The organism is Halorussus limi (assembly GCF_023238205.1).
In the GTDB taxonomy this organism is placed as follows: Archaea; Halobacteriota; Halobacteria; order Halobacteriales; family Haladaptataceae; genus Halorussus; species Halorussus limi.
Window position 1 is genome coordinate 290,383 of sequence record NZ_CP096660.1, and the last position, 24,535, is coordinate 314,917.

At 65.3% G+C, this 24,535-nt stretch carries 24 protein-coding genes; 10 read left to right on the forward strand and 14 right to left on the reverse strand.

All coding sequences use genetic code 11. The annotated features are described in order from the left end of the window. The 3 genes from M0R89_RS19635 to M0R89_RS19645 all read left to right on the forward strand — a co-directional run bounded on the left by M0R89_RS19635 (nt 1) and on the right by M0R89_RS19645 (nt 1,260). Nucleotides 1–336: a DUF8048 family protein gene (locus M0R89_RS19635; RefSeq protein ID WP_248652407.1), complete on the forward strand. Its 336-nt coding sequence runs from the start codon at nt 1–3 to the stop codon at nt 334–336. Between the two features lie 171 nt (nt 337–507). Next, nucleotides 508–864, forward strand: a complete 357-nt coding sequence (locus M0R89_RS19640; RefSeq protein ID WP_248652408.1) for a HalOD1 output domain-containing protein — start codon at nt 508–510, stop codon at nt 862–864. A gap of 144 nt (nt 865–1,008) precedes the next feature. Next, on the forward strand, nt 1,009–1,260 hold the full coding sequence (locus M0R89_RS19645; RefSeq protein WP_248652409.1) for a hypothetical protein: 252 nt from the start codon (nt 1,009–1,011) through the stop codon (nt 1,258–1,260). Nucleotides 1,261–1,277: 17 nt separating this feature from the next. Here the strand turns inward: M0R89_RS19645 and M0R89_RS19650 are convergent, their stop codons facing one another. The 4 genes from M0R89_RS19650 to M0R89_RS19665 form a co-directional block, all read right to left on the reverse strand. Then, on the reverse strand, nt 1,278–3,344 hold the full coding sequence (locus M0R89_RS19650; RefSeq protein WP_248652410.1) for a S9 family peptidase: 2,067 nt from the start codon (nt 3,342–3,344) through the stop codon (nt 1,278–1,280). A gap of 357 nt (nt 3,345–3,701) precedes the next feature. Next, nucleotides 3,702–4,322, reverse strand: a complete 621-nt coding sequence (locus M0R89_RS19655) for a TetR/AcrR family transcriptional regulator (protein WP_248652411.1) — start codon at nt 4,320–4,322, stop codon at nt 3,702–3,704. Nucleotides 4,323–4,514: 192 nt separating this feature from the next. Further along, nucleotides 4,515–5,075, reverse strand: coding sequence for an NAD(P)/FAD-dependent oxidoreductase (locus M0R89_RS19660; RefSeq protein WP_248652412.1), 561 nt, complete (start codon nt 5,073–5,075; stop codon nt 4,515–4,517). 110 nt (nt 5,076–5,185) lie between these two features. Continuing rightward, nucleotides 5,186–5,938 (reverse strand): pirin family protein, encoded by a 753-nt coding sequence (locus M0R89_RS19665; protein ID WP_248652413.1) that lies wholly within the window; start codon nt 5,936–5,938, stop codon nt 5,186–5,188. A gap of 200 nt (nt 5,939–6,138) precedes the next feature. On the opposite strand from M0R89_RS19665, the gene M0R89_RS19670 reads away from it, so the two are divergent. Then, nucleotides 6,139–7,629 carry an aldehyde dehydrogenase family protein gene (locus M0R89_RS19670; RefSeq protein WP_248652414.1) on the forward strand — a complete coding sequence of 497 codons (1,491 nt, stop codon included), beginning with the start codon at nt 6,139–6,141 and terminating at the stop codon, nt 7,627–7,629. A 128-nt stretch (nt 7,630–7,757) separates the two neighbouring features. On the opposite strand, the gene M0R89_RS19675 is transcribed toward M0R89_RS19670, so the two are convergent. After that, nucleotides 7,758–8,654 carry a DMT family transporter gene (locus M0R89_RS19675; RefSeq protein WP_248652415.1) on the reverse strand — a complete coding sequence of 299 codons (897 nt, stop codon included), beginning with the start codon at nt 8,652–8,654 and terminating at the stop codon, nt 7,758–7,760. A 128-nt stretch (nt 8,655–8,782) separates the two neighbouring features. Here M0R89_RS19675 and trxA point away from each other — a divergent pair, with 128 nt between their 5' ends. From trxA to M0R89_RS19695, 4 genes are all read left to right on the forward strand, one after another. Further along, the gene (trxA, locus tag M0R89_RS19680; RefSeq protein ID WP_248652416.1) at nt 8,783–9,229 is read left to right on the forward strand and encodes a thioredoxin; all 447 of its coding nucleotides are present in this window, start codon (nt 8,783–8,785) and stop codon (nt 9,227–9,229) included. 103 nt (nt 9,230–9,332) lie between these two features. Continuing rightward, on the forward strand, nt 9,333–9,983 hold the full coding sequence (locus M0R89_RS19685) for a class I SAM-dependent methyltransferase (protein ID WP_248652417.1): 651 nt from the start codon (nt 9,333–9,335) through the stop codon (nt 9,981–9,983). A gap of 211 nt (nt 9,984–10,194) precedes the next feature. Continuing rightward, on the forward strand, nt 10,195–11,454 hold the full coding sequence (locus M0R89_RS19690; protein WP_248652418.1) for an Acg family FMN-binding oxidoreductase: 1,260 nt from the start codon (nt 10,195–10,197) through the stop codon (nt 11,452–11,454). Between the two features lie 1,100 nt (nt 11,455–12,554). After that, entirely contained in the window at nt 12,555–13,796 is a 1,242-nt protein-coding gene (locus M0R89_RS19695; protein ID WP_248652419.1) for an orc1/cdc6 family replication initiation protein, read from the forward strand. Nucleotides 13,797–14,494: 698 nt separating this feature from the next. Here M0R89_RS19695 and M0R89_RS19700 read toward each other — a convergent pair. The 4 genes from M0R89_RS19700 to M0R89_RS19715 all read right to left on the reverse strand — a co-directional run bounded on the left by M0R89_RS19700 (nt 14,495) and on the right by M0R89_RS19715 (nt 19,021). Continuing rightward, nucleotides 14,495–15,304 (reverse strand): DUF8054 domain-containing protein, encoded by an 810-nt coding sequence (locus M0R89_RS19700; RefSeq protein ID WP_248652420.1) that lies wholly within the window; start codon nt 15,302–15,304, stop codon nt 14,495–14,497. Nucleotides 15,305–15,467: 163 nt separating this feature from the next. After that, on the reverse strand, nt 15,468–17,150 hold the full coding sequence (locus tag M0R89_RS19705; RefSeq protein WP_248652421.1) for a hybrid sensor histidine kinase/response regulator: 1,683 nt from the start codon (nt 17,148–17,150) through the stop codon (nt 15,468–15,470). 122 nt (nt 17,151–17,272) lie between these two features. Then, on the reverse strand, nt 17,273–17,989 hold the full coding sequence (locus M0R89_RS19710) for a ThuA domain-containing protein (RefSeq protein WP_248652422.1): 717 nt from the start codon (nt 17,987–17,989) through the stop codon (nt 17,273–17,275). Between the two features lie 3 nt (nt 17,990–17,992). Then, nucleotides 17,993–19,021, reverse strand: a complete 1,029-nt coding sequence (locus M0R89_RS19715; protein WP_248652423.1) for an MBL fold metallo-hydrolase — start codon at nt 19,019–19,021, stop codon at nt 17,993–17,995. A gap of 145 nt (nt 19,022–19,166) precedes the next feature. Here M0R89_RS19715 and M0R89_RS19720 point away from each other — a divergent pair, with 145 nt between their 5' ends. Further along, on the forward strand, nt 19,167–19,418 hold the full coding sequence (locus M0R89_RS19720; RefSeq protein WP_248652424.1) for a hypothetical protein: 252 nt from the start codon (nt 19,167–19,169) through the stop codon (nt 19,416–19,418). Nucleotides 19,419–19,448: 30 nt separating this feature from the next. Here the strand turns inward: M0R89_RS19720 and M0R89_RS19725 are convergent, their stop codons facing one another. Continuing rightward, a complete protein-coding gene (locus M0R89_RS19725; RefSeq protein WP_248652425.1) occupies nt 19,449–19,952 on the reverse strand; it encodes a YciE/YciF ferroxidase family protein in 504 nt (167 codons plus the stop codon). 201 nt (nt 19,953–20,153) lie between these two features. On the opposite strand from M0R89_RS19725, the gene M0R89_RS19730 reads away from it, so the two are divergent. Further along, nucleotides 20,154–20,324, forward strand: coding sequence for a hypothetical protein (locus M0R89_RS19730; protein WP_248652426.1), 171 nt, complete (start codon nt 20,154–20,156; stop codon nt 20,322–20,324). Nucleotides 20,325–20,537: 213 nt separating this feature from the next. Here M0R89_RS19730 and M0R89_RS19735 read toward each other — a convergent pair whose 3' ends face one another. The 4 genes from M0R89_RS19735 to M0R89_RS19750 form a co-directional block, all read right to left on the reverse strand. Beyond that, entirely contained in the window at nt 20,538–20,903 is a 366-nt protein-coding gene (locus M0R89_RS19735) for a GerW family sporulation protein (RefSeq protein ID WP_248652427.1), read from the reverse strand. Between the two features lie 75 nt (nt 20,904–20,978). Further along, on the reverse strand, nt 20,979–21,680 hold the full coding sequence (locus M0R89_RS19740) for a uracil-DNA glycosylase family protein (protein ID WP_248652428.1): 702 nt from the start codon (nt 21,678–21,680) through the stop codon (nt 20,979–20,981). A gap of 84 nt (nt 21,681–21,764) precedes the next feature. After that, entirely contained in the window at nt 21,765–24,005 is a 2,241-nt protein-coding gene (locus M0R89_RS19745) for an LUD domain-containing protein (protein WP_248652429.1), read from the reverse strand. Further along, nucleotides 24,002–24,511: a LutC/YkgG family protein gene (locus M0R89_RS19750; RefSeq protein ID WP_248652430.1), complete on the reverse strand. Its 510-nt coding sequence runs from the start codon at nt 24,509–24,511 to the stop codon at nt 24,002–24,004. The genes M0R89_RS19745 and M0R89_RS19750 overlap by 4 nt, the downstream gene beginning before the upstream one ends. Nucleotides 24,512–24,535: the final 24 nt, after the last annotated feature.

Consider the following 24,535-nt stretch of genomic DNA (forward strand, 5'->3'; position numbering starts at 1 on the left):
ATGGCGGCCCCGCTCGACGCGTTTCCGGACCTGACGGACGAGACCGACCGCGAACTCGTCGCGCGCCACCAGCGAGTCGTGAGGGAGTTGGAGGGCGTCGGCGTCGACGGCCTCGTCTACGAGTACCGGACCCAGTTCCACCGCGACCCGCTCGTGACCCAAGACCGGACGGCCTACTACCTCTCGGTCAGGAGCCACGTCTGGGAGGAGTTCGCCGACCGGATGGACCTGACCGACGACGAACTGGCGCGACTGAAGCGGTGTCACGCCGAGCAGTTCGCGGCGAGCGTCGGCGAGGCGGCGAGCGCGGACGCGATGATTCTGACGAAAGAATAGGTGCGTTATCTTGTAATTCCTGGCTTCAGATAGGAAGAACGGATTCGAACCGAAGGATAATCTGTCGTCAGGAGGCGACGATTTTCCGTCGCTAAATCGAGTATTTTTTATGACAGGGGCCGACTTAACCGGTATACCGATAGTGGGAGTCGGTGGCAGTAATCTACACTCATGAACTGGGATACCGAGGACTTCACGGAGCGTGCGCCGTCGCTCGACCGAGACGGGCGCGCGGCGTATCGGATAGTATCGAACGGGTTAGACGTCAGCACCGCGGTTATCGAGGCCGTGACCGAGGTGGCGGACTGCGACCGCCTCGCCGACGAGTGCATCCTGTACGACGTGGTGGACCCGGACGCGCTGAACCGCCTGTTCGAGAACCGGAGCGGCGGAACGGCGGGTGCGACCGGACGAATCGTCTTCGAACTCAACCGCTGTCGGGTCGAAGTGCGCGCGGACGGCAACCACGTCGTTTACGAACCCGACAACTCCGGCGACTCGTCGGCGTCCACCGCGCAGTCGGCGTGAAGTTCGGCCTTCTCCAGACGGGCGCGACGTTCGTTTCCTCCGGAACGGGCCCTGCCGTCGGATACCGCACGGGAACGGTCCGAATCAACACACGAAAAGGTAATCAAGGCGTGTTCGCATCCTCAGTTAAGGAGCGATTACCGAATGGCCGTCACCGACAACACGACGTTTTGGGAGATGTATCGCGACCTGCCCGTCCGCACGACGGTCGCGACCGTCGTCCCCGTCTTTCTCGCCTTCGCACAGTTACTCAACGGATACGTCCACGGGATTCCTCTCGTTCGAATCGCGGGGTTCACCGCCGGAATGGTCGTCGCCGCCGTGCTGGTGACTCAGTACCACCTCGTGGAGTACAACCGCGAGGAACTCCAGCGCGAGGTCTTCGGCGACGAGTGAGCGCCGAGTGAGTCCGCTCACGACTCGGGGTCGTGGCGCTCGAACCACTCGGTCAGTTCGCCGAGGCGGTGAGTCGCCCGGTCGGGGTCGCCGATGTTGTGGTGTTCGTCGGGGTAGACGACCAGTCTGGCGGGGACGCCTTGCTTCTTGACGCTGACGTAGAGTTGCTCGCTCTGGGAGGGCGGACACCGCCAGTCCTCGCCGCCCGCGGTGACGAGCAGGGGCGTCTCCACGTCTCCCACGTCGAGGATGCTCGACGCGGCGTCGTAGCCCTCCTCGTTCTCCCACGGCAGGCCGAAGTCGTTCTCCCACCAGACGTGACTGTCGTCGGTCCCGAACGCCGACCGGAAGTCGTAGACGCCGTGTTCGGCCGCGGCGGCCGCGAACCGGTCGGTCTCGGCGACGAGGTATCCCGTGGTGATACCGCCGTAGGAGAACCCGGTGGCGAACAGTCGGTCGGAGTCGGCCCAGTCGCGGGCGACCAGTTCCTCGACGCCCGCCAGCACGTCGGCGGTCTCGCGGGGACCCCACTCGCCGCGAATCTGCTCGCTGAACTCGCGGCCGTACGAGGAACTGCCGCGGTAGTTGGTCCGGAGGACGACGTACCCCCGGCCGGTCCAGTAGGAGAAGTCGAACGAGAACGTCGGGGCGTCGTAGGAGATAGGACCGCCGTGGATGGACGCGACGACCGGGCGCGGGTCGGGGTCCTCGGGGTCGAAGTCGTCGGGCAGGTACGCCAGCGTCTCGATTTCGTCGCCCTCCGAGTCGACGGTGACGCGGCGACACTCGGGCGTCCGGCGGTCCGCGAGCAGGTCGTCGTTGAGCGCGGTGAGGCGAGTGGGGTCGGCGTTGTCTCCGAGACGTCCGGCGTCGAGGGCGTGGAGGTCCTTGCCACGTTCGGGCTCTGCGAGCGCGACGACTGCGCGACCCCCGCGGAGGTCGAACCCCTCGACGGTGCGGTCTCTGCCCTGTGCCTCGAACGTCCGCTCGGGGTCCCCGTCCTCGCCGAACCTGACGAGGCGAGTCAGACCCTCGTCGCCGACCGCGGCGTAGACGTCGTCGCCGTGCCACCCCAACGCGCCGTACCGGGCGACCGTCCGGTCGAGGTCGCCCGACCGGGACTCGTAGCGCTCGTCCCCGGACTCGCCGGTCGCGTCGGCGACGTACACTTCGGACGGACGATACCAGTTCTCGGGGTCGCTGCCGACGAACGCGAGGCGGTCGCCGTCGGGATGCCAGCGCGGTCGGCCGGCGGTCAGGTCCGAGTCGGTCAGTTTGTGCAGGTCCGACCCGTCGGGCGAGACGGTGTAGAGGTCCATCACGTAGTTGTCGTCGGGGCGCTCGGTCCGATTCGAGAGGAACGCGATGCGGTCACCCGAGGGCGACCACGCGGGACTCAGGCCGGTCGCGGGTTCACGCGCGCCGCCGCCGTAGGCGTCGTCGAGGCGGGTCGTCTCGCGGGTCTCGCAGTCCACGACGAACAGGTAGGTCCTCACGTCGTCCAACCAGCCGTGACCGTCGAACTTGTGCTGGAGGCGTTCGGTCTCTATCGGTCCGTCGTCCTCCCGGCGACTTTCGAGGTACTCGCGCTGGTCCTCGGTGGGGTCGCGGGCCGCGACGACGAGGCGGTCGCCCTCCGGCCCCCAGTCGAAGCCTCGCGCGCCCTCCTCGAAGTCGGTTATCTGGCGGGCGTCACCCCCGCGTTCGAGGTCGAACGCCCAGATTTGGGGCTTCGGTTCGTCGTCGGTTCCGTTTTCGCCGTCCGCGTCTTCGCCATCGCGGTTTTCCGCGTCGGCGTCGTCGCGCGTCACCGCGATTTCGGCGTCGGTGTCGCGGGCCGCCGAGAACGCGAGTTTCGAACCGTCGGGACTCCACGAGGGCGCGCTGGCGTCGGAGGCCCGCGAGAGGCGATGCGGGTCGCGCGAACCGTCGGTCGGCGCGACGAACAGCGAACTCCGGCGCTCGTCGTCGGCGCGGTCGAACTCGTCGGCGACGAACGCGACGCGTTCGCCGTCGGGCGAGACGGCGAGGTCGGTCACGAGCGTCAGGTCGTAGAAGTCTTCGACTTCGAAGGGGTCGCTCATGCCGAAAGCGTTGCGGGCCGCCGACTTGAGCGTGTGGGCACCGGAAAGGCGGAAGACAGCGGCCGGTGGAGAGAGCAGAAGGGACAGCGGAGGGTGAGCGGAAGAGTCCGCCGATAGCAGTAGAAATCGGGGTCCGAGGAACGCGAACGATGACAGGGGACTGCATCGCGAGGAGTTTACCATCCGGTAAGATTATTGTTCTCGCTCCGTATAGTCGATACTGGCATCGAGAGGATGCCCGGGAGTGGACGAGAGGCCACGCCACTAGTTCACAATCGAGGTATTCTACGGCGTTCCGTCCGCTCCTTCGAGGGGACCGGCAGAAACGGTGAGAGAGAGCATCGGCCGAGCGTAGACTCAGTCGTGCTGACTCAGTTCGAGCGAGTCGAGAATGAACTGGTCGATGGCTTGGCGCGCCTCTTCGGGTGCGTCCTCGTGACCGAGGGAAATCCGTCGCTCCCGGGAGGCGTGAATCACGTCGGTGATAAGTTGCCCCATCCGCTCGGCGTCCACCTCGCGGAAAACACCGTCCTCGATTCCGTCCTCGATAACGTCCACGATGCTCCCCCGTATCCGCTCGTAGTGGCTGTTGAACAGTTCTCGATGCCGGTCGTCGTTCTGAGCGTACGCGTACAGTTCGTGGTACACCCTCATCCGGTCCCAGTGCGTGAACTCGTCGAACTCGGGACCGAACAGACACTGGTCGATGCGCGCGTCGAGTTCCGACCGCGGGTCAGCCTCTTCCTCGACCTCGACACTCCCCTCGTACTGTTCGATGATGTACTCCAAGAACGAGGAGAGCAGGTCGTACTTCCCGTCGAAGTGGTAGTGAATCACTTGCCGGGACATCTCCATCTCCTCGCCGATGTCGCGCACTCGCAGGTCCTTGTACCCGTGCTTGCTCAGTGCGCGAAAGGTCGCCTCCATGATTACCTCGCGAGTGTCTTTGGAGTCGACCTCCGCGCTCGGTTCACTCATGCTACGGTCCACTTGACGGGGGTGACTCATATCGGTTTCTCCCTGCGAGACCTGCGAGCGTCGTACTCGACTCGGCGAAGCGGGTTTCGGTAACGAGCGACCGAGTGAGACGAAACGAGAAACCGGAAGGCCGCTCTCGCGTTTCCATCGAGGAGCGAGCGCACGACGGGGTTGGAGGCCCGTTGGGAGAGGCTACAGTTCGGGAACGTCGGACGGCATATCGAAATCGTGGTAGTACTCGCCTTTCTCCTTCGAGAGGATGTCGAGGACGGCGGCCGCGCCGTCGCCGGCCGCGATGACGGCCTGCCACTTCTCCGCCCGCCCCATCGCGCCGGTCGCGTACACGCCCTCGACCGTCGTCTCCATATCGACGTTCACGTCGACCACGTCCTCGTCGGTGAACTCGCACCCGAGTTCTTCGGCGAGGCTTCGGTCGCCGCCGGTAGCGAGGACGACGTACTCCGCAGTGTACTCGTCTTCGGCGGTCGTGACGGAGAATCCGTCGCCCGTCTGCTCGACGCCAGTTACTTCCTCCTCGCGAAGCGTCGCGCCGCGGTCGCGGACCTGACCGCGAGTTACTTCGAGGAACTCGTCGCCGCTGATGCTTCGAACCGCGGGGTAGTTGAAGAGGTGGGCCTTGTGCATCCACGACTCGTCTGTGTCGAACACGACGGTGTCGAGGTCGTTCTTCGCGGCGTACAGTGCAGCACTCAGTCCGGCGGGACCGCCACCGATGATCGCTACGTCTACCATACTCGACGCAACGAACGACCCCTAAAAGTATCTTACCATCTGGTAAAATCAGGTTCCGTCGGGCGTTCGTCGTACAGTAGTCCTTCTGAGAGCCTCGATGTGAGGGACAGTTACAGCACCACCGGGCCGCGTTGTCGGATGGGTTCACGGTGAGGGCGACCGGTGACGACGACGACGCGGAGAGCGTTCTCGCTCCGGAGTTCGACGTTTCGAGCCTCGGTCATCGGGAGGACGTCGCCCTCGGTGAACGCGTTCCCATCGACCATACCGTCGCCGGCGACGCCGTAGAGGAACCCCGACCATCCGTCGGGAATCGACCGCGACCAGACGTCGGACACGGTGACGTCGAGGTACTCCATCGGCGTGGAGAGTTCGACCGGTGACCCGTCGCCGACGACTGTGGTCACAGTCGCGCCGTCCTGCGTCTCCGTGGGGAGTTGCTCGGCGTCCGCGTCCACGTAGTTCGGTTCGACGTCCTTCCGTTCGCGCGGGAGATTCACCCAGAGTTGTAGTCCATTGCAGGCGCGACCGTCGGCAGAGAACTCGGAGTGTCGGATACCGCTCCCGGTAGTTATCCTCATCGCGTCGCCCTCGTACGCGGTGTTGGAGACGCCCAGCGAGTCCTCGTGGTCCATTCCGCCGTCGAGAATGTACGAGACGATTTCGAATCCCCGGTGGTGGTGCATCGGGAACCCGTCGTCGGGGTCGATGTAGAACCGCTCGAACAGGACGAACGGGTCGAGGTGAGACGGATAAGTACTCGTCGGGAAGGCGCGGTTCGAGTTTACGCCGGGTCCGTGTCGAACCGTCTCTCCAGAAATGGGGCTACGGAGGTCCTCTCCCGTTCGGTCGAACTGACTCATATCTGTGCTTAGTTTACCAGGCGGTAAAACCCATCGAAGTCGGCGATTCCGCCGCTCCGTCTCGTAGCACGCTTTCGGTCGGGGGAGCGGAGAATCGGCCCGGAGTTAATTTTTCTACCGCCTGTCGGGGAACTGCGAACCGGAAGCCCTCTCCGTGTTCGCGTCCCTTTTACATCGTTCTACCGTTTGGTAAAACGCACATGACCAACGACCTCTCGATCGACGCCGATTGGAACGCACTCTACATCGACGGTGAGTGGGTTCCGGCCCAGAGCGACGAGACCATCACCGTCGAAGACCCCTCCACCCGCGAAGCGGTCACGGAGGTTCCGTCGGCGACCGAATCAGACGTCGACGCCGCCTACGAGTCGGCCGCGGACGCACAGACCGAGTGGGGAGACCAACCGCCCGCACGGCGACAGGAGGTCGTCCAACAGTTCCTCCAAGCCCTTCAGGAACACAGCGACGAGGTTATCGACCTCCTGAGCCACGAGGTCGGCGGGTCCCGCATCATGGGCGAAACGTCCGTCCAAATCGCGTCGGACCACGCCAGCGAGGCCGCGACGCTACCGCGTCGGATGAAGGGCGAACACGCCGACTCGAACATCCCCGGCAAAGAGAACGTCGTCCAGCGCGGACCGAAGGGCGTCGTCACGGTCATCTCGCCGTGGAACTTCCCGCTCAACCTCTCGATGCGAGCGGTCGCCCCCGCCATCGCCGCCGGGAACAGCGTCGTCCTGAAGCCCTCTACGGAGTCACCGATTACCGGAGGCCTGCTGTTCGGGAAACTCTTCGAGGAGACGGACCTCCCCGACGGCGTACTGAACGTCGTGACGGGACGCGGGTCCGACATCGGGGACCGCGTCGCAAGTCATCCCGAGAGCGACGTCGTCTCCTTCACCGGTTCGACGGAGGTCGGCCGACACGTCGCGGGGCTCGCGGCCCAGAATCTCGCCGTTCCCGCCATGGAACTGGGCGGCAACAACGCCTTCGTCGTCACCGACGACGCCGACATCGACCGAGCCATCGACGGTGCGACCTTCGGGTCGTTCGTCCACCAAGGGCAGGTCTGCATCTCCATCAACCGCCACATCGTCCACGAGGACGTGTACGACGAGTACGTCAAGCGCCTCACCGAGCGCGCGGAGTCGCTTCCCGTCGGGAGCGCCCACGAGGAAGACACCGTCGTCGGTCCGATTATCAACGAGTCACAGCGCGACGAGATGCTGGACTACGTCGAGAAGACCGTCGAGGCGGGTGCCACCCTCGAAACCGGCGGGGAGACCGTCGACGTGGACGGTGCCGGCGACTCGTTGGTCGTCGGACCGACGGTCCTCTCGGACGTGGAAAACGACATGGCCGCGGCCTGCAACGAACACTTCGGCCCGATTGCCCCGGTCATTCCGTTCTCGGACGTCGACGAGGCAGTCGAAATCGCGAACGACACCGAGTACGGCCTGTCGGGTGCCGTCCACGCCGGCGACCTCGGAACCGGAAAGCGAATCGCCGAGCGGATGGAGACGGGGAACGTCCACGTCAACGACCAACCTATCAACGACGAGGCGCACGTTCCCTTCAGCGGAACCGGCGCGTCCGGCATGGGGACGTACAACAGCGACGCGTTCCTCGAAGAAATCACCGAGATGAAGTGGATTTCGCTCCAGCGCGAACCCCGCGACTATCCCTTCTAGGGAAGTCGAGGGAAGCCAATCACTCGGTTTCGGCAGGGGTCGGTCATAGAGCCGTCGTCTTCGCGCGTGTCGTCTACGCGCGATTCGCTCAGGTCGTGCGCGGTTCGCGGAGGTCCTGCGCGGTTCGCTCAGGTCGTGGTCGAGGTGGACACGACGTAGACGCCGAGAGCCATGACGAGTCCACCGACGACGAAACCCGGCCCGATGGCCTCACCGAGCAAGACTGCTCCGAAGAAGGCCCCGACGAACGGTTGGACGAAGAAGAAGACAGCGACCGTCCCCGCGTCGACGTACTCCAGTCCCTTGTACCAGAGGTACCACGCGGCCGCCGTGCTGGCGACGCCGAGGTAGAGGACCGCACCGGCGACGGGGATCGAGAGCGTCGCGTCGGCGAGAGCGCGGTGGGTCAGCGCGAGTTCCGCCGCGGCGAGAACCCCGAGCATCGGCACCGCGGCGACCGTCGAGTAGGTCGCGGTCTCCAGCGCCGAGTAGGCCCGGACGAGCGACTTCCCGTAGACGGTGTAGCCGGCCCACGCGAAACTGGCCGCGAGGAGGGCCGCGACCCCGACGGCGTTCCCGGTCGAGACGCGGTCCACGTCGTACCGACCCGCGAGGACCAGCAGGGTGCCGACCGACGCGAGCGCCATCCCCGCGGCCTTCCGGCGAGTCAGGGGTTCCGACAGCACCGCGACTCCGAGCAGGAGGGTGAACACGGGCGTCAACACCGTCAGGAGCGCGCCCTGACTCGCGTTCGTGAGGTCGGTGCCGACGAACTGCGTGACGATGGTGAGCGTGACCCACCCGCCGAGCGCCAGAAATCCGCGTCGGTCGCTCGCCGAGAAGTCGCGGTCCGGGTAGGTCCGCCGGACCACCGCGAGCAGGGTCGCGGCCCCGAGCGCGACCCGGAGGAAACCGAGCGTGACGGGGGGAATAGAGGCGAATCCCCACTTGCTCACGACGTACATCCCGCCCCAGAGGGAGGCCGCCGCGAGCGGTGCGAGCGCGGCGGTCGGTGTCCTCGCCATACGTGAGCGTCCCTGCGTACGGCGGGTATTTGAGTGTTCACGACTCCGGACGAGCGTTCCGAGCGCGAAGCCAGTATTGCACGCCACCTACAAAATAGTTAAAGCCGTGGAGCGACAACTTCGACGCGATGAGCGAAGACAAACTCGAATCTATCCGCGAGCGAAAGCGAGACGACCTCCTCGGAGCGCAAAACGAGGAGGGCGACGGAACTGGCGTTACGCCCGAGAGCGACGCCAGCGCCGAGTCCGAACCGGCACCGACCGAACCCGTTCACGTCGAGAGCGTCGAACAGTTCTCCGACGTGACCACTCGATACGACGTGACGCTGGTCGACTTCTACGCGGACTGGTGCGGACCCTGCAACATGCTCGAACCGACGGTGGAAGCCATCGCGCGGGACACCGACGCCGCGGTGGCGAAGGTAGACATCGACGAGCATCAGGGTCTCGCCGCGCAGTACGGCGTCCGGAGCGTGCCGACCCTACTGCTGTTCGCCGACGGCGAGCAGGTCGAGCAGATAGTCGGCGTGCAGGACGAGGCGACCCTGACGAAGTTGGTCGAGCGACACGGCTGAGCAGTACTTCGGTTCTCGATTCTGGCGGCGACCGTTTCGGAGTCTTGTCCGTTTTGGGCACGACTCATAGTCGTTAAGGGGTTCGGCCACCGATTCGGAAACCATGGGCTTTCACACCTTCGACCCCGCGTCGGCCGACAAACTCGAAGACGAGTCGCGGTACCGGTACCTCTCGCGCGAGGAGTTGGTGGTCGCGCTCGCACTCGACGCCGACGGGAGCGACGCCGTCGCCGACTTCGGGAGCGGGACCGGGTTCTACACCGACGACGTGGCCCCGTTCGCGGGCGAGGTCCGGGCCGTGGACGTGCAGGAGGAGATGCACGAACGCTACCGCGAGAAGGGAGTCCCCGAGAACGTCTCGCTGGTGACCGCGGACGTGGACGACCTCCCGTTCGGCGACGACGAACTCGACGCCGCCTTCTCGACCATGACGTTCCACGAGTTCGCGGGGAGCGGCGGTGGCCAAGACAGCGATGGTGAGAACGGAAACGGCGAAAGCGGAAGCGCCGAAAGCGAAAACGGCGGGAGCGGAGACGACGGGAACGGGGCGGAGGCCGAAATCGCGCGCGTCCTCCGAGACGGCGGCCGCTTCGTCGTCGCCGACTGGACCGCGAACGGCGACGGCGAGAGCGGTCCGCCGGTCGGCGAGCGGTACGACCGCGACGAGGCGGTCCGACTGCTCGAAGAGGCGGGATTCGAGGTCGTTCGGGCCGACGAGCGACCCGAGACGTTCCTCGTCGTCGCCGAGCGCTGATTCCGAGCTAGGTCTCGAATCGTTCGCACCGTTCCTCGAAAAGGAGAGGGAGCGAAACAGGAGGAAGAAAGAGGGGGAGAGGGAAAGAGGACGAGAAGGAGGAAAAGGGAGTAGAGAGGGCAGAAGTAGAGGAGGAGAGAGAAGAAGGGGAGAACCGAGACGACCACACGCAAAACTAAGTCCGTGGCGCTCGTGTCGGGCGTTCGCAACTATGGGGGAACGGAATCCGGGAGACGGAGGCTCGGAACGGACGCGAGACGGCGACGGTTCCGAGCGCGGAGAGCGCGGAGCGGTCGGACGGACCCGAGCGCACGAGCGCACGAGCGCCCTGTCGCGCGTCGGCGAGGCGGTCGGCGAGACCCTCGGCCGAGTCTCCCTGCGGCGAAGGTGGGTCGGCGGAAACCGGCCGTGGCGGGTCTCGGCGTCGGCGTTTCCGAGTGCAGGGACGCTCGAAGAGCGCGCGCGATTTCTGATTCGGTTCGCGGTGCTGGCACCGTCGAGTCACAACACCCAGCCATGGCTGTTCACCGTGGACGAGGGCGAAGTTCGGTTGTTCGCCGACCTAGACCGGTGGCTCAGCGTCGCGGACCACGACAAGCGCGAGTTGTACCTCAGCCTCGGGGCCGCGCTGGAGAACCTGCTCGTCGCGGCCGAACACTTCGGACTGGGCCACGAGGTGACGTATCTGCCGGGGAGCGACGGCACCCACGCCGCGACGGTTCGACTGTCGGAGTCGCCGTCGGCGGACAGCGACTCCGGGAAACAGTCCGCCGAGGTTCGGAGCGAACACGGCGAAGTGCCGAACGAACACGACGAAGTGCCGAGCGGGTACCGGGGTTCACGACTGTTCACCGCGATTCCTCACCGCCGGACCAGTCGTGGACGATTCCGCGACAAATCGATACCGACGGCGGACCTCCGGGCGCTCGAACGTCACTGCGTCGAGGACGACGTGTCGCTCCAGTTGGTCGCGGACCCCGAGACGCTGGAGAGCATCGCGGACCTGACCGCTCGCGCGAATCGGCGACTGTACGCCGACTACGCCTACCGGCGGGAACTCGGTCGGTGGGTCGGTCGCGGCGCGTTCGGCGACTTGTGGCCCGTCGCGAAGGTCGGGAAAGTCGCGGTCACCTATCTGAATCTCGGTCGCCAGCGCGCCCGGAAGGACGGGCGGGCGATACGCGAGGCCCCCGTCGTCGCCTTCCTCCGGACCGACGGCGACGACCGCCGGTCCCGGATTCGGGCCGGACAGGCGTACGAGCGCCTGAGTCTGCTGGCGACGGCGCTCGGCGTCGGTAACCACCCGGTGAGCGCGCTGCTCGAGGTCGAGAACCTGCGTCGGGAGTTGACCGACCTGCTCGGTCGGTCCGACCGGCCAGTCCAGCACTTCTTCCGACTCGGGTACCCCGAGCGAGCGGGCGACTCGCGACTGTCGCCGCGGCGTCCGGCCGAAGCGGTGGTGGTCGATTGAGACGAGTCGTCCCCTGCACGAGACGAGCGGTCGCGACGAGGAGTCGAACCCCGGTGTTTCCGCTGTCTTTCGAGGTTTCGGGAACGGGATTGAGTGGCGTACGCGGGCCCAGCGAGCGAGACGGCGTTCGAAACTTGTCCGTTCGGCAAGAAATCAACCCCACAGTTTCCGCTGTTTCGCGTTCTGCCGTTTGGGAGTCGGTACGACGGTATGGCGGGACGAAAATTGAGGTTCGGCACGGTGGAAACGAGGAAATCAGCGCGACGAGACGACGATTCGGAACTGACTCTGGACACCACCATTTCCGTTGTCTCTACCTCGGCCGACAGGCACTGCTTGGCGGATTCCGTGATAGATGGTTTCGGGAGTCTGGCCGATGATTCCGCCGTGAACTTTGCGAGACAGTTGACGCGTGCGGCGTGAGCAGCGAGAAAATGTGGGACACAGCGGATATGATAAAATCCGGCCAGTGTCTTTTTTCATCCTACACTCACCCCACTGTTTCCGTTGTTTTAGCATTCGGGGGAAGGTTCGGAGGATTTCGGCCAAGTAGCGGATTTCGAACGGCCGATTTGTTCCGTCTGCGACACACCCACCCCATCGTTTCCGCTGTTTTGGCGAAGAGAGAGAAGGAGGGTAGGGGTGACAGAAAGCCAGCGGGCGGAAAATGGAGGCGAATAAACCGGTAGCCCTCCCTCCGAGTCGATTTTCGATTGTGACGCGCAGGGAGAACACGATACGCTGTTCGGACGAGAAGTGGCGAATGACCCGGTGAACTTCTCTCACACGCTAGGAAGAAGCTACATTACCTTCCGCCATCTCTATAGTCTATTTCGCCTATTTGTACTACGGATATGGTTTCATCGTTACCTGTATAAAACTTTCCTTTCTAAAGAGTGTCTGCGGTCACCCCTCCTCCCTTGTCGAAAGACACCGGAAACGGTGGGGTGAGTGTGTGTTTAAGTCAATCGGGACTCCGGAAACGACGCCACCGACCGGAACGACCGAGACACAAAAGGCTTCGGGACAGAAGAAACAACGGACGCCCCAGTAACCACGTGGGTTTATAACTTCGTCCGTCAAACGACTCCACACCGACAATGTCATCGTTCAGTTTCGACCGGGACAACTCTCTCTACAAGAACCGCGACGCCCTGTTGGAGGAGTACACCCCGGACAACCTCGTCGGCCGGGACGAGGAGTTGGAGGAGTACCACGCCGCTCTCCAACCCATCATCAACGGCGAGGCCCCGTCGAATATCTTCCTCTACGGCAAGAGCGGCGTGGGCAAGACCGCGGCCACCCGTTTTCTGCTCAATCGGCTTCAAGACGACGCCGCCAAATACGACGACATCTCGCTCAACGTCATCGAGATCAACTGCGACGGTCTCAACTCCAGCTATCAGGTCGCCGTCCGACTCGTGAACACGCTCCGGGACCCGTCCGAACAGATCAGCAACACCGGGTATCCCCAAGCACAGGTCTACAGCTTCCTCTGGGAGGAACTCGACAAAATCGGCGGCACGGTCATCGTGGTCCTCGACGAGGTCGACCACATCAACGACAACTCCATCCTCTACCAGATTCCGCGCGCTCGGAGCAACGGCTACCTCGAAGACGCGAAAATCGGTCTCATCGGTATCTCCAACGACCTCTCGTTCCGCGACTCGCTTTCCGCCAAAGTGCGCTCCTCGCTCTGCGAGAAGGAGGTCTCGTTCCCGCCCTACGACGCGACCGAGCTCCAGAAGGTCCTCAGCCAACGCGAACAGGTGGCGTTCCACGACGGGGCGCTCGCCGAGGACGTGATTCCGCTCTGTGCGGCGTACGGCGCGCAGGACGCCGGTGACGCCCGACAGGCGCTCGACCTCCTGCTCGAAGCGGGCGACTTGGCCAGGAAAGAAGCCGTCGAGCAGGTCACGGACGACCACGTCCAAGAGGCCCGCGAGAAACTCGAACGCGACCGAATCATGGAGGGCGTCGCCGACCTGACCGAACACGCCCGACTCGTCCTCTACGCGCTCACGTCGCTCGAAGCCGAGGACGAGACGCCCGCTCGCTCGCGGGACATCCGCCCGCGCTACGAACAGCTCTGCAACCACGTCGGCACCGAACCGCTCACCAGCCGCCGGATGCGCGACCACCTCGCCGACCTCGCGATGCTCGGGGTCATCTCCTCGACGGAGAAGAACGAGGGCATGTCCGGGGGCAAGTACCGCAAGCACGCTCTGAAGCAGGACCTCCAACTCGTCGTCACCGCGCTCGAAGACACCATCGAGTTCGCGGGCGTCCACGAGAGCATCCGTCCGTACTACCAGACTACCTTCGAGGACGCCGAGAGCTAACGCTAATACTCCGGCGTCATCGACGATTGACGCTTCTGAGTAGCCGAGGGTTGATGTTCTGAGAAACTGGGGAACGACACGCCCGGACGTCAAAACGTGACTCTTCCGAAGCGCCAAACCCTACCCCCGCCCGTTTCTCTCGGCCTACCCCACCGTTTCCGCTGTCTTTGCTCCGACGAGTCGTGTCTCGACTTCGACCGATTTTGCGACTATCCGGCGCTCCCGTGGCTTCAGTCCGCCCATCGCGGTCACTCCGATTTCGGCAACACCGGAGTTTCCGCTGTCTCGACGGTGAAATCTGACCGCGACGACACCGATATTTCCGCTGTTCTGGCGAACGTCCCCTCGAACGCCTACCCCGTCGTTTCCGCTGTCTTTTACGCACGAGCGTCTATCGTGCGGACGAAATCGACGGGAACGAATGAACGGTGCGCTACCAAGGAGTTACCGGTCGCCGAGACGGACAAACAGCGGAAACGCCGGGGTCGGTTCGGACCTCGATTCGGGGGAACGACAGCGGAAACCGCGGGGTCGAACGAAGAACGCGGACCTTCGACGACTCGCGGCGAATCGCGTCACCCATGTGAGAACGGTTATGAAACGACGGAAAAAGGGGACGACCGTCGCGTCGAGTTCGACCGCTGTACTGGGTTTGGCCGCTGTACTGAGTTTGACCTCTGTACTGGGCTTGACCGCTACTACTGGTCGTGTTCGACTTCTAGAATCCGGGAGTCACACTCCGAACAACTGACTGCCACCACGTCCATCGTTCGACAGCAGGACTCGACCGTCTCCTGTTCCATCTGGACCGCACCGCCACACTCGGGGCACGTTTCCAGAAAGATGCGCAGGCCGCTCAGGACGCGACTCTGGTTCGTGACCGTCAGGTCGTCCCAGTCGGCGTAGCGGTCCTCCAGCACCGTCGCGGCCGCGAGGTCGGCGACGAGCGCCGCGCGGGACTCCCACTGCCCGAGGCGGCCGTTGTCGTACTGAGCGACCATCGCCTCGTCGTGTTCCTCGAAGGTGAGTTTGTCCTCGTCGACGTCGAGGACGCTACTCAGGAGGCTCTTCTCGGAACCGTCTTCTTTGATGGAGTCCATGTTGTCGCGCCACTCGGTGCGGAACGATTCGGAGAGACAGAGGTCGTCCATCTGCTCGCAGGGTTCGACCGCGCCGGCGTCGGCCAGCACCGCCTCGGGTTCGCGCTCCTCCTCGCCGACTTCGACCTGTTCGTCTTCGAGTTTGTCGAACTTCGCCAGCACCCAGTCGGGGAAGTACCGCTTGGTGAGCGTCGGGGTCCCCGGCACGAGGTAGCCGCGGAGGTAGATAGCCGCCAGCGACAGGGCGAACGCCACCGCCCCGCCGACCGGCGTGAGGACGTACGAGACCATCGCGCTCCCTACCGCTGCGATGACGACGTTGACGATGGTACACGGCGTACACCGGTTCTCGCCCGTGTACTCCGGTTGGCGGAATCGGTCCAGTAGCCCCGTCGATTGAGTACTCATATGTTTAGTTGCTTGTTTAATACCTATATATCTATTGCTGAAGTAAGTGGACAGCTTCGGAGGGTTCCGCTCGACGGCCAACTAGTCTTCTCGCTGCTGGCGCTGAACCTCCGTGTACCTCCCAGCGCTGAATCGCTGTCTTTCTCCGAACGCAGAAACCGGTTCACTCCTCGCCGAGCGCGGAAATCTCGTGCCACGGCGACACGTCTTCGACCGCGCGCTGGAGTCGCAGCGTCACCGCACCGCCGTCGGTGTGGTAGTCCTCGAAGGCGAGTTCGCCGCCGAACTTGCCGACTATCCAGTGGGAAAGCCAGAGTCCGAGACCGCTCCCGTGGTGGAGCGCGGTCTCCTCGCCCTCGGTCAGCACCTCGCGTTCGTCCTCCGGGATGCCCGGCCCGTCGTCCAAGACCGTCACCTCGACCCACTCGCCGTCGTCGCCCGTGGCGGAGACGGTGACTCGCACCGACGGCCGGTCGTCGTTGTGTTCGATGGCGTTCTCGACGACCTCGCCGATTGCCGCTTCCAGCGTCTTGTCGGCGTAGACCCGCGCGCTCTCCGGGAGGGTCGTCGCTATCTCGGCGTCGGGGTACGACTGGCGGAACTCCTCGCAGGTCCGCTCGACGCAGTCGGTCACGTCGATCTGCTTCTTCGTTCGGTCTTCGCGGTCGAGCGTCTTGCCGACCTCGCGGGCCTTTTCGCTTATCTCGATGAGTTCGCTCGCCTTCTGTTCGATGACGCGGGCCTCCCCGGCGGCGGGCGGGAACTCCTCGCCGATGTTCTGTGCGCGACCCAACACGACGTTGAGGTCGTTTCGGAGGTTGTGCCGGAGGATGCGATTGAACACCTGCAGGCGCTGTTCGCGCCGGACGAGTTCCTTGCGAGTCTGGACCGAGTCGATGGCGTACGCGACGTTGTTCCCGAACTTCGAGAGGACGCGGCGCTCGGTCTCGCCGAAGGCGTGACGGGCGTCCGACCAGACGCTCAGGACGCCGTAGGCCCGGTCCTCGTAGACGAGCGGAATCGCGGCGACCGCGTAGCGCTCGCCCTTTCCGTCGGCGTTCAACCCGAAGCCTTCTTCGAGCGTCGTGGCACGCTCGACCTGCACGGACCGTGTTTCGACCGCTTCGCGGACCGGCACGCGGTCGCCCGCTTCGCGGTCGTCCACCTCGCGGCCGTCCTCCGCGGGACCGCCCTCGGCGCCGGCGGCGCTCTCGCGGTCGGGGTCGAGGACCACGGCGTCGAGATACCGTTGTTCGACCCCGGCCGACACCTGCGGGCGGACCGCGGCCGCGTCCTCGTCCACCTTGCCGACCCACGCGAGGACGTAGGGGTCGGAGTCGGCGAGTTGGCCGCAGACGGTCTCCTCGATGTCCTCGCGAGAGGACGCCCGTAAGACCGCTTGGCTCACGTCCCAGATGAGGTCGTTGACCGCTATCTGGCGGTCGGCCAATCGCTCGGCCCGCCGTCGCGTGACGGCGTTCTCGATGCGGTTTGCCAACACTGCGAACTGGTCTTTTCCCTCGCCTTTCTGGAGGTAGTCGGTGACGCCCGCCGAGACGGCCTCGCTGGCTATCCGTTCGTTTCCGCCGCCGGTCAGCAGGACGAACGGCACGTCGGGATAGCTCTCGCGAACCGCGTCCAGAAACTCCAAGCCGTCCATCCCCGGCATCTCGTAGTCGCTGACGATGCAGTCGAACTCCTCGGCGTCGAGCCGTTCGAGGCCCTCGCGTGCGCTCCCCACCGTGTGTACGCTCATGCCGTAGTCGTCGCTGAGGACGTCGGCGGTGACGCTGGCGAAAAAGTCGTTGTCCTCGACGTGCAGGACACGGTGGCGCGCGTCTGCCATTCTACGTCCTGCCGGTTTCGCCGCTCCCTAATAAATGGTTTCGTTCTTTTAACTTTAGCCGCTCAAATATCAGAATTGATGCCCGCGTATCAGACGTGATTACGCATCCGAAAACGACGGACTCAATCTCTCTCCGGCGGTTCCGGCACGTGGCCGGTCGAAGGTACCGTTCCTCCGACAGGAGACGCCCACGACACGGCGTTGGCGAGCACTTTCTGTATCTCCGGCTGGTGATATATCGGGTACGTCTCGTGACCCGGTCGGAAGTAGAAGACGCGCCCCGCCCCGCGGCGGTAACAGCATCCGCTCCGGAACACCTCGCCGCCCTCGAACCAACTGTTGAACACGAGCGTGTCCGGGGCGGGCACGTCGAACCGCTCGCCGTACATCTCGGCCTCGGGAACTTCGATGGACTCCTCGACGCCCTCGGCGATGGGGTGGCCGGGTTCGACCAACCAGAGGCGCTCCTTCTCGCCCTCGTCGCGCCACTTCAAGTCGCAGGTGGTTCCCATCAGACGCTTGAAAATCTTCGAGAAGTGGCCCGAGTGGAGGACCAGCAGGCCCATCCCCGAGAGGACTCGCTCGTGGACGCGTTCGACCACCTCGTCTTCGACCTCGTCGTGGGCCTCGTGACCCCACCACGTCAGCACGTCGGTGTCGTCCAGCACGGACTCGGTCAGTCCGTGTTCGGGTTCGTCCAGCGTCGCGGTCCGGGTGTCGAACCCCTCGTCGGCGAGGAATCCGGCGATGGTCTCGTGGATACCGTCGGGGTAAACTTCGCGGGCCTCGTCGTCCTCGCGTTCGTGGCGGTACTCGTTCCAGACTGTGACTGTCGTCACGGGTCAGTCCTCCGTGGTCGCGCCCGTCACCGGTGATTCGTCGCCCTCGTCGCCGTACTCGAACATCGCGTCGAGGTCCGGGTCGGACTCCACGAGTTCGTACCTGCCCTCGCCGTCGCTACGCTCTACGACGCCCTCCCGTTCGAGGTGGTCGAGGTGCGCCCACGCCTCGCCCGGTCCGTGCATGATGTGGATGTTCGACAACTCGCCGAAGAGGTCGGCGCTGACGGTCCACGCGTCGGGGGCGTCTCGCTCGCGGAGGACCGACAGTACGCGCTCGGTTCGCTCGCGGTGGTGGACCGCGATTTCGCGCGCTCGCCCCGCGGGGTCCTTGATGGAGTCGCGGTGCCCCGGCCACGCGCGGTCGTAGTCCGCTTCGACGATACGAGCGAGCGAGTCGAGGTAGGTCCCCAGCGGATCCTCGACCCGCGGGTCCGCGCCGCCGACGTTCGGGGTGTACTTCGGCAGGAGCGCGTCGCCCGAGAGGAGGTGGGTCTCGCCGTCCTCCGCGAACTCGAACCCGGTCAGGCCGGCGGCGTGGCCCGGAAGGTGGACCGCGCGCAACTCGACGCCGCCGAGGTCGAACGTCTCGCCGTCGGTGAACGTCTCGACGGTCGGCGAGTCGCCCTGAATCTCGTCGTGGAGTCCGAGGAATTCGAGCAGTTCGGTCGCCTTCTCGTCGGGCACTCCCCACCGCTCGAAGAGGTCGCGCTCCTCGATTTCGGCCCTGTGGTTCGCCCCGTCGCCCGTGACCATCGGCGCGTCGTCCTCGTGGACGTACACGGTCGCGCCGCTCTCGTCCTGAATCTCGCCCGCGAGTCCGGCGTGGTCGTGGTGCCAGTGGGTCAGCAGAATCAGGTCGAGGTCGGCGAACTCCCGGCCGTACTCCGCGAGTCCGTCACGCAACTGTTCGCGGGCCTCGTCGGTGGCGACGCCGGTGTCCACCAGCGCGGTGGGTCCCGACTCGCGGTCGAACAGGTAGGCGTCGTTCTGGCCCTCGAAGACGGTGTTCCCGAGCTGAATCCGTTTCACGTTCGTACTCCGGTCCTTCGGGATAAGTCGTTTTCTCTCTCGGAGTTCTCTCCGGGCGCGCCCGCAGTGAGGAGTTTTATTACTCCCGTAGTAAAAGTTTATCCGGAACGTTTATGATAGATACCGGACGCCCTTCGAGTACGCGATGAGCGAACGACTGGAGCGACGGGAGCAGGACGCCGACCCGGTGAACTGGACGCGAACCGACGGCGGCGTCGAAATCTACGACGAGACGAACCCCGACGCGTGGGTGCGAATGGAGTTCGTCAGCGGTATCGACCCGGAGAAGCGCCTCTACGGCGTCTGTGACGACTGCGGACTTGTCACGGCACAGCGCGCGCTTCCCTCCGCGAACATGACCTGCGGCGACTGCGGCGCGGAGTTCGGTGAGGAGTAGGTCGCGAGTCGTCGCGCCGACCCGACTCTTCTACAGCAGTCGGTCGATGAACGACTGAAACTCGGCCCCTTCCGAGACCGATTCGAGGCTGTCGAGTGCGTCCTTGTCCTCGTTGCGGTTCTGCTCCAACAGGTCCACCACCTCGTCGTCGACGTCGATGGCGTCCGCGAGCGCCAGCAGTCCCTCGTAGGCCGTAATCTCGAGGCGCTCGGCCTTCCTGCCGATGTGGTTGTAGAGGGCGTTCTGGACCGCCACCGCGTCGGCCTCCGAATCGGCTTGGCGCTTCTCCTCTCGGAGCGCGTCGAACGTCGGCACGTTCCGTTCGTGCGGTTCGAGGTCCAGCAGGTCGAAGACGCGTTCGAGTCGCTCGACGTGGGTCTCGGTCTGCTCGCGGTGGTGGGAGAATCCCTCCACGAGGTTCGACTCGGTCGCGCTGGTCTGGAGTTCGTCGAGCATGTCGGTCAACTGCCGCTCGGCGTAGTAGATTCCCTGCAGTTCGTACGTGAACAGGTCCTCGGGCGTGTCGAGAGCCATTTCCCCACGTATAACCCGTTCACGTCCTTAGCTGTTGTTGCGGATTTCTCCCCCGCATCTCGGGCGCGTCTCGCGTTTCTACGCCGACGACTCGCGGTTCGAGACCAACGACTCACGTTTCGACGCGAACGCTCGTGGTTCGAGACCGACGACTCGCGTTCCGACGCCAGCGTTTTCACGAATGCCGTCGTCGGAGGTTCCATGGCCGACTCGAAGTCGCAGACCGCGCTGAAAGTCGGGGGTATCGTGGTCGGGGCGCTCGTCGCGTTCGTCGTCGTCGTGCCGCTTCTGCCGGTCGTCCTCGAGTTCGCGGTGGGAATCTTCCGGGGGTTCTTCGACGCTATCGTCCCCGGCGGACGGACGTACGAGTAGCCCGCAAACCGATTTTGGAGGGGGACGACCGAACTGGCTACTCGTGCTGTGCCTGACGCGATTCCAGTACTGGACGATTGGCACTGGCTCCCGCCTCTCCGCACTACTCACTCAACCCACGACCCGACCCAACCCGACGACCACCGACACAAACGATAATCCACTGATACAGCCAACATTTATTTCTAAAACGTGTCTAAATATTGCTCGAACTTACTCTCCACCGGACCCCCGACTCAGCAGTGCTCCGACGACCACACCGAGACCAAACAGCGCGAGCGACCGCCGCCGCCGGTCCGCGAACCGCACGAACTTCGTTCCGTCGTCGGAGATTACGAGCGCACCGACCGGCGTGGCGGCCGCACCGCCGCCGCCACCGCCGCCAGTGCCGCCCTCGCTACCGCCGTCGGTCGTCTCCGCGTCGTGACTCTCGCCGTATCCGCCGCCGAACCCGAACGCGACGCGTGCGACGGGAACGACCGTTCGGTCGCCGCGTTCTACCGGGTCGCCGAAGACCGACCGGACGTTCGCGCTCTCCTGTAATCGCTCTACGATGGACTCTATCTGCGTGACGCTCATCGGTGTTTCTCCGTAGACTGGTCCGACGCCGAGGAACTAAGAGGCTCGCTCCGTCCCGAATTTCGACGCGAACGCTCACCGGACTTCGTAGGTGTCGTGTTCCGCGAGGAACCGGCCGAGGTCGGCGGTCTGGCGGTAGTCGGTCGCCCGCAGGTCCGACAGCGACGAGGCGAGTCGCTCCCCGTCGCCCGCTTCCCACTCGGTCGGTTCGCGCACGGGAACCACCAGAAAACCGCGGCCCGGCACGTGGTCGCCGTGCAGGTCGGCCATCCGGTCGCCGTCGCTCACCGCCTCGCCGTCCGTCGAGTCGCCCGCCGCGTCGAGTAGCGCCTCCCGCGCCGCGTAGGTCCGCAGGACGTGGCGGGTCGCACGTTCGCCGACCGGCAGGAGGACGTGGGCCGCGATGGCGCGCAACTCGGCGTCGAAGAACGGTTCGAGTCGGTCGTAGTCGTCCTCGGTCGGAGCGCTCCCCTCGGGCAGACAGCACGCGTGGCGATAGCTCAGGAAGAGGTCGGCGACCGCCGGTTCGTCGCTGTAGGCGTCGCCGACGAGTCCGACCTCGTTCAGGACCGGTTGGAGGCGCTCGCCCGCGACGCTCCCGGTGAACGGAACGCCGGTCTCTCGTCCGCCGTGGACGCCCGGATAGTCGCCGACGAGGTGGAAGTCGGCGTTGGCGTCGCCGTAGCCGAAGACCGAACTGACGCCCGAGTCGCACTCGTGGCGACAGGGCGGGCGCATGCCGAACGGATTGCTCGTTCTGTCCGTGACGTTCTTCACGGGGCCGAGTAGTACGCTGGCGGTTAAGTCCGCCCCGGTTTCGGTAGGCGTTACGCGTCGTCCGTTCGCACTCGCTCGTCGGCGTCACCGCGCCGGGTCGAGCAACTGCACCGGATGCCGGGTCGGGCGCCCGAGCAGGGAGTCGAGTTGCTCCAGACAGGAGGTTCCGCTCGCGACGACGAGGCGGTCTGCGGCGTCGGGCGCGGTGAACTGGTCGCGCAACTGCTCGCCGACGGCCACGCTCAACTCGTAGTACTCGGACTTGTAGCCGAAGCTCCCGGCCATGCCGCAACACTCCACGTCGGACGTGACCACGTCGTAGCCCGCCGCCTCCAGCACCGCCGTCGTGTACGGTTCGAGGTCGAGCGTCCGCTGTTGGCAGTGGCTGTGGTACGCGACTTCCGCGCCGCCGCCCGCCGTCAGCGCGTCCGCGTCGCCCGCGCCCTCCTCGCCGAGCAGGCCGTAGACGTACTCTAACACCTCGTAGCTCCCGTCGGCGAGCGCCGCGCGGCGCTCGCCGTCGAGGAACTTCTCGTACTCGCGCTCGAACATGGCGAGGTCGCTCGGTTCGATTACCACCACGTCGCGTCCCGTCTGGATGTGGTCGAGGAGCGCGGGCGCGACTTCCTCGGCGCGGCGCTCCGCGGTGGCTATCATCCCTTGCGAGAGCGGCGCGCGACCCGACGAGGCAACCTCGGGAACCCTGACCCCGACGCCCAACGCCTCCAGCACTCGGACCGCGGCCTTCCCGCGTTCGACCTGCACGTGGTTCGTGTAGAGGTCGGGGTAGAGGACCGCCTCGCGCTCGGCCGCCGAGGGCGAAACTCGGGACCCGCCGCGGGCCTCGAACCAGTCCACGAGCGTCTGCGACCGGAACTCCGGCAACTCGCGCCGCCGGTCGATGCCCAGCACGCGCTCCATCGCCCAGCGGACCGGGGGCGCGTCGGCCAGCCAGTTCGACGCCGGAGCCAGCGCCGACCCGATCTTCGCCACTGTCTCGAAGTTGCCGAAGAACCGCTTCTGAAGGCTCAGACCTCCCGGTTCCTCGTCGGGCGTCAGCCCCTCCACCAGCCAGTCGAACTCGCCGTCCCCGATTTCCTCGCCGCCCTCGCCCCGATTGATGCGGTCCCGGACCACCGTGTTTATCCACGGGATGTCGATTCTGACCGGGCACTGGTTCACGCAGCGCGAACACCCCGTGCAGAGGTCGTTGAACTCCGCGGCGGTGTCGAGTCCCTCGACGCCCGCCTCCCACCCGGTGGCGATGCCCCCGGAGTAGGTCTCGCCGCCGAAGGCGTGGCCGCCGACCGACTGGAAGTTGGCGCAGGAGTTCGCGCAGGCCGAACACCGGATGCAGTAGAGCGTCTCGCGCAACTGGTCGTCCTCGCGCATCGCCGTCCGACCGTTGTCGACGAGGACGAGGTGAAACTCCCGGTCGTCGCTCCCTGCCTCCGAGAGCGGCGTCTCGTCGTCCTCGAAATCGACGGTCGGCGAATCGACCGGCGGGGTGAACAGCGAGACGTAGGAGGTGATGTCCTGCCCGGTCCCCGAACGACCGATCAACTCCACGAACGGTTGGAGGTCGGCGACCGACGGAATCAGTTTCTCGACGCCCGCGACGGCGACGTGCGTATCGGTCGCCTGAATCGTCTTGCGGGCGTTGCCCTCGCTGGTGACGAGCGCCAACGTGCCCGACTCGGCCGCGACGAAGTTCGCGCCGGTCATCCCGACTTCGGCCTCCTCGATGCGCTCGCCGAGGTACTCGCGGGCGAACCGGGTCAGTTCCTCGGCGGTTTCGAGGGGTTCGTCCAACTCGAAGTGCGCGTCGAACAGGTCGGCGATTCCCTCGCGGGACTTGTGGATGGCGGGCGCGACGATGTGACTCGGGGCGTCGTCGGCGACCTGCAGGACGAACTCCCCGAGGTCGGTCTCCCAGACCTCCGCGCCCCGCGCTTCGAGGTGTTCGTTGACCTCGATTTCCTCGGTGGTCATCGACTTGCTCTTGACCACCGTCTCGGCGTCCCGGTCCTCGACGACTTCCGCGACGTATCGGTTCGCGTCGGCGGCGTCGTCGGCGAGATAGACCGTGCCGCCGTTGGCCTCGACGCTCTCGCGGACTTGCGCTATCAGTTCCGGCAGGCGCTCGATTGCGTCCTCTTTGATGGCCCGCGCCTCGGCTTTCAGCTCCTCGTAGTCGTCGAGTCCGGCGACCGACTCGTACCGGCCGTCGTTGAATCCGCGGGTGTTCTCGGCGACCGACGCGCCCTCCTCGGCGAGCAACCGGCGGATTTCGGCGGCCTTCGCCTTCCGTGATTCGGAACTCATCTGTCTTCCAGCACGATTACGTGGACTTCTCTCGGGCCGTGCGCGCCCGTCACGAGTGCGCCCATGTCGGCCGTCGCGCTCGGACCCGTGGCGATTACGGCATCGTCTTTTCCGTCTTCGACCGCCCCCGCGAGTCGGTCGAACGCGGCGGGCATGTCCGCCACGAGGTCGCTCGCGGCGAGGACCGCGACGTGACGCTCGGGGTAGAGGCTCACCGGTTCGACGCCCGACGGGTCGGGCCGCAGGACGACCGACCCGTAGTCGGCGACGGCGAACGCGGCCGGGGTGACGCCGGTCGCCGCGGCGTCGAGTTCCGCCGGCGTCGGGTCCGCGTTCACGTCGGTCTCGTCGAGCGACACGCCCTCGTACGGGAGTTCGACGCCGACCGCGGGGTCGTCCGCGGCCTCGACGACTGCGGCGTCGAACTCGGCGGCCGTCGTCCGCGATTGCGTCACGCCGAGGTCCCGAAGCGAATCCTCGAACTGGTCCGCTACGTCTGCGCTCATGACTCGACGTTGCGACGCGGCCAC

What these genes read in the sequence shown, in the direction of transcription:
- M0R89_RS19730 (WP_248652426.1), top strand. Translation starts at nt 20,154, where the DNA reads ATGGCCGACTCGAAGTCGCAGACCGCGCTGAAAGTCGGGGGTATCGTG.
- M0R89_RS19645 (WP_248652409.1), top strand. Translation starts at nt 1,009, where the DNA reads ATGGCCGTCACCGACAACACGACGTTTTGGGAGATGTATCGCGACCTG.
- M0R89_RS19675 (WP_248652415.1), bottom strand. Translation starts at nt 8,654, where the DNA reads ATGGCGAGGACACCGACCGCCGCGCTCGCACCGCTCGCGGCGGCCTCC.
- M0R89_RS19650 (WP_248652410.1), bottom strand. Translation starts at nt 3,344, where the DNA reads ATGAGCGACCCCTTCGAAGTCGAAGACTTCTACGACCTGACGCTCGTG.
- M0R89_RS19665 (WP_248652413.1), bottom strand. Translation starts at nt 5,938, where the DNA reads ATGAGTCAGTTCGACCGAACGGGAGAGGACCTCCGTAGCCCCATTTCT.
- M0R89_RS19685 (WP_248652417.1), top strand. Translation starts at nt 9,333, where the DNA reads ATGGGCTTTCACACCTTCGACCCCGCGTCGGCCGACAAACTCGAAGAC.
- M0R89_RS19635 (WP_248652407.1), top strand. Translation starts at nt 1, where the DNA reads ATGGCGGCCCCGCTCGACGCGTTTCCGGACCTGACGGACGAGACCGAC.
- M0R89_RS19700 (WP_248652420.1), bottom strand. Translation starts at nt 15,304, where the DNA reads ATGAGTACTCAATCGACGGGGCTACTGGACCGATTCCGCCAACCGGAG.
- M0R89_RS19690 (WP_248652418.1), top strand. Translation starts at nt 10,195, where the DNA reads ATGGGGGAACGGAATCCGGGAGACGGAGGCTCGGAACGGACGCGAGAC.
- M0R89_RS19660 (WP_248652412.1), bottom strand. Translation starts at nt 5,075, where the DNA reads ATGGTAGACGTAGCGATCATCGGTGGCGGTCCCGCCGGACTGAGTGCT.
- M0R89_RS19705 (WP_248652421.1), bottom strand. Translation starts at nt 17,150, where the DNA reads ATGGCAGACGCGCGCCACCGTGTCCTGCACGTCGAGGACAACGACTTT.
- M0R89_RS19670 (WP_248652414.1), top strand. Translation starts at nt 6,139, where the DNA reads ATGACCAACGACCTCTCGATCGACGCCGATTGGAACGCACTCTACATC.
- M0R89_RS19720 (WP_248652424.1), top strand. Translation starts at nt 19,167, where the DNA reads ATGAGCGAACGACTGGAGCGACGGGAGCAGGACGCCGACCCGGTGAAC.
- M0R89_RS19745 (WP_248652429.1), bottom strand. Translation starts at nt 24,005, where the DNA reads ATGAGTTCCGAATCACGGAAGGCGAAGGCCGCCGAAATCCGCCGGTTG.
- M0R89_RS19655 (WP_248652411.1), bottom strand. Translation starts at nt 4,322, where the DNA reads ATGAGTGAACCGAGCGCGGAGGTCGACTCCAAAGACACTCGCGAGGTA.
- M0R89_RS19750 (WP_248652430.1), bottom strand. Translation starts at nt 24,511, where the DNA reads ATGAGCGCAGACGTAGCGGACCAGTTCGAGGATTCGCTTCGGGACCTC.
- M0R89_RS19640 (WP_248652408.1), top strand. Translation starts at nt 508, where the DNA reads ATGAACTGGGATACCGAGGACTTCACGGAGCGTGCGCCGTCGCTCGAC.
- M0R89_RS19725 (WP_248652425.1), bottom strand. Translation starts at nt 19,952, where the DNA reads ATGGCTCTCGACACGCCCGAGGACCTGTTCACGTACGAACTGCAGGGA.
- trxA (WP_248652416.1), top strand. Translation starts at nt 8,783, where the DNA reads ATGAGCGAAGACAAACTCGAATCTATCCGCGAGCGAAAGCGAGACGAC.
- M0R89_RS19695 (WP_248652419.1), top strand. Translation starts at nt 12,555, where the DNA reads ATGTCATCGTTCAGTTTCGACCGGGACAACTCTCTCTACAAGAACCGC.
- M0R89_RS19735 (WP_248652427.1), bottom strand. Translation starts at nt 20,903, where the DNA reads ATGAGCGTCACGCAGATAGAGTCCATCGTAGAGCGATTACAGGAGAGC.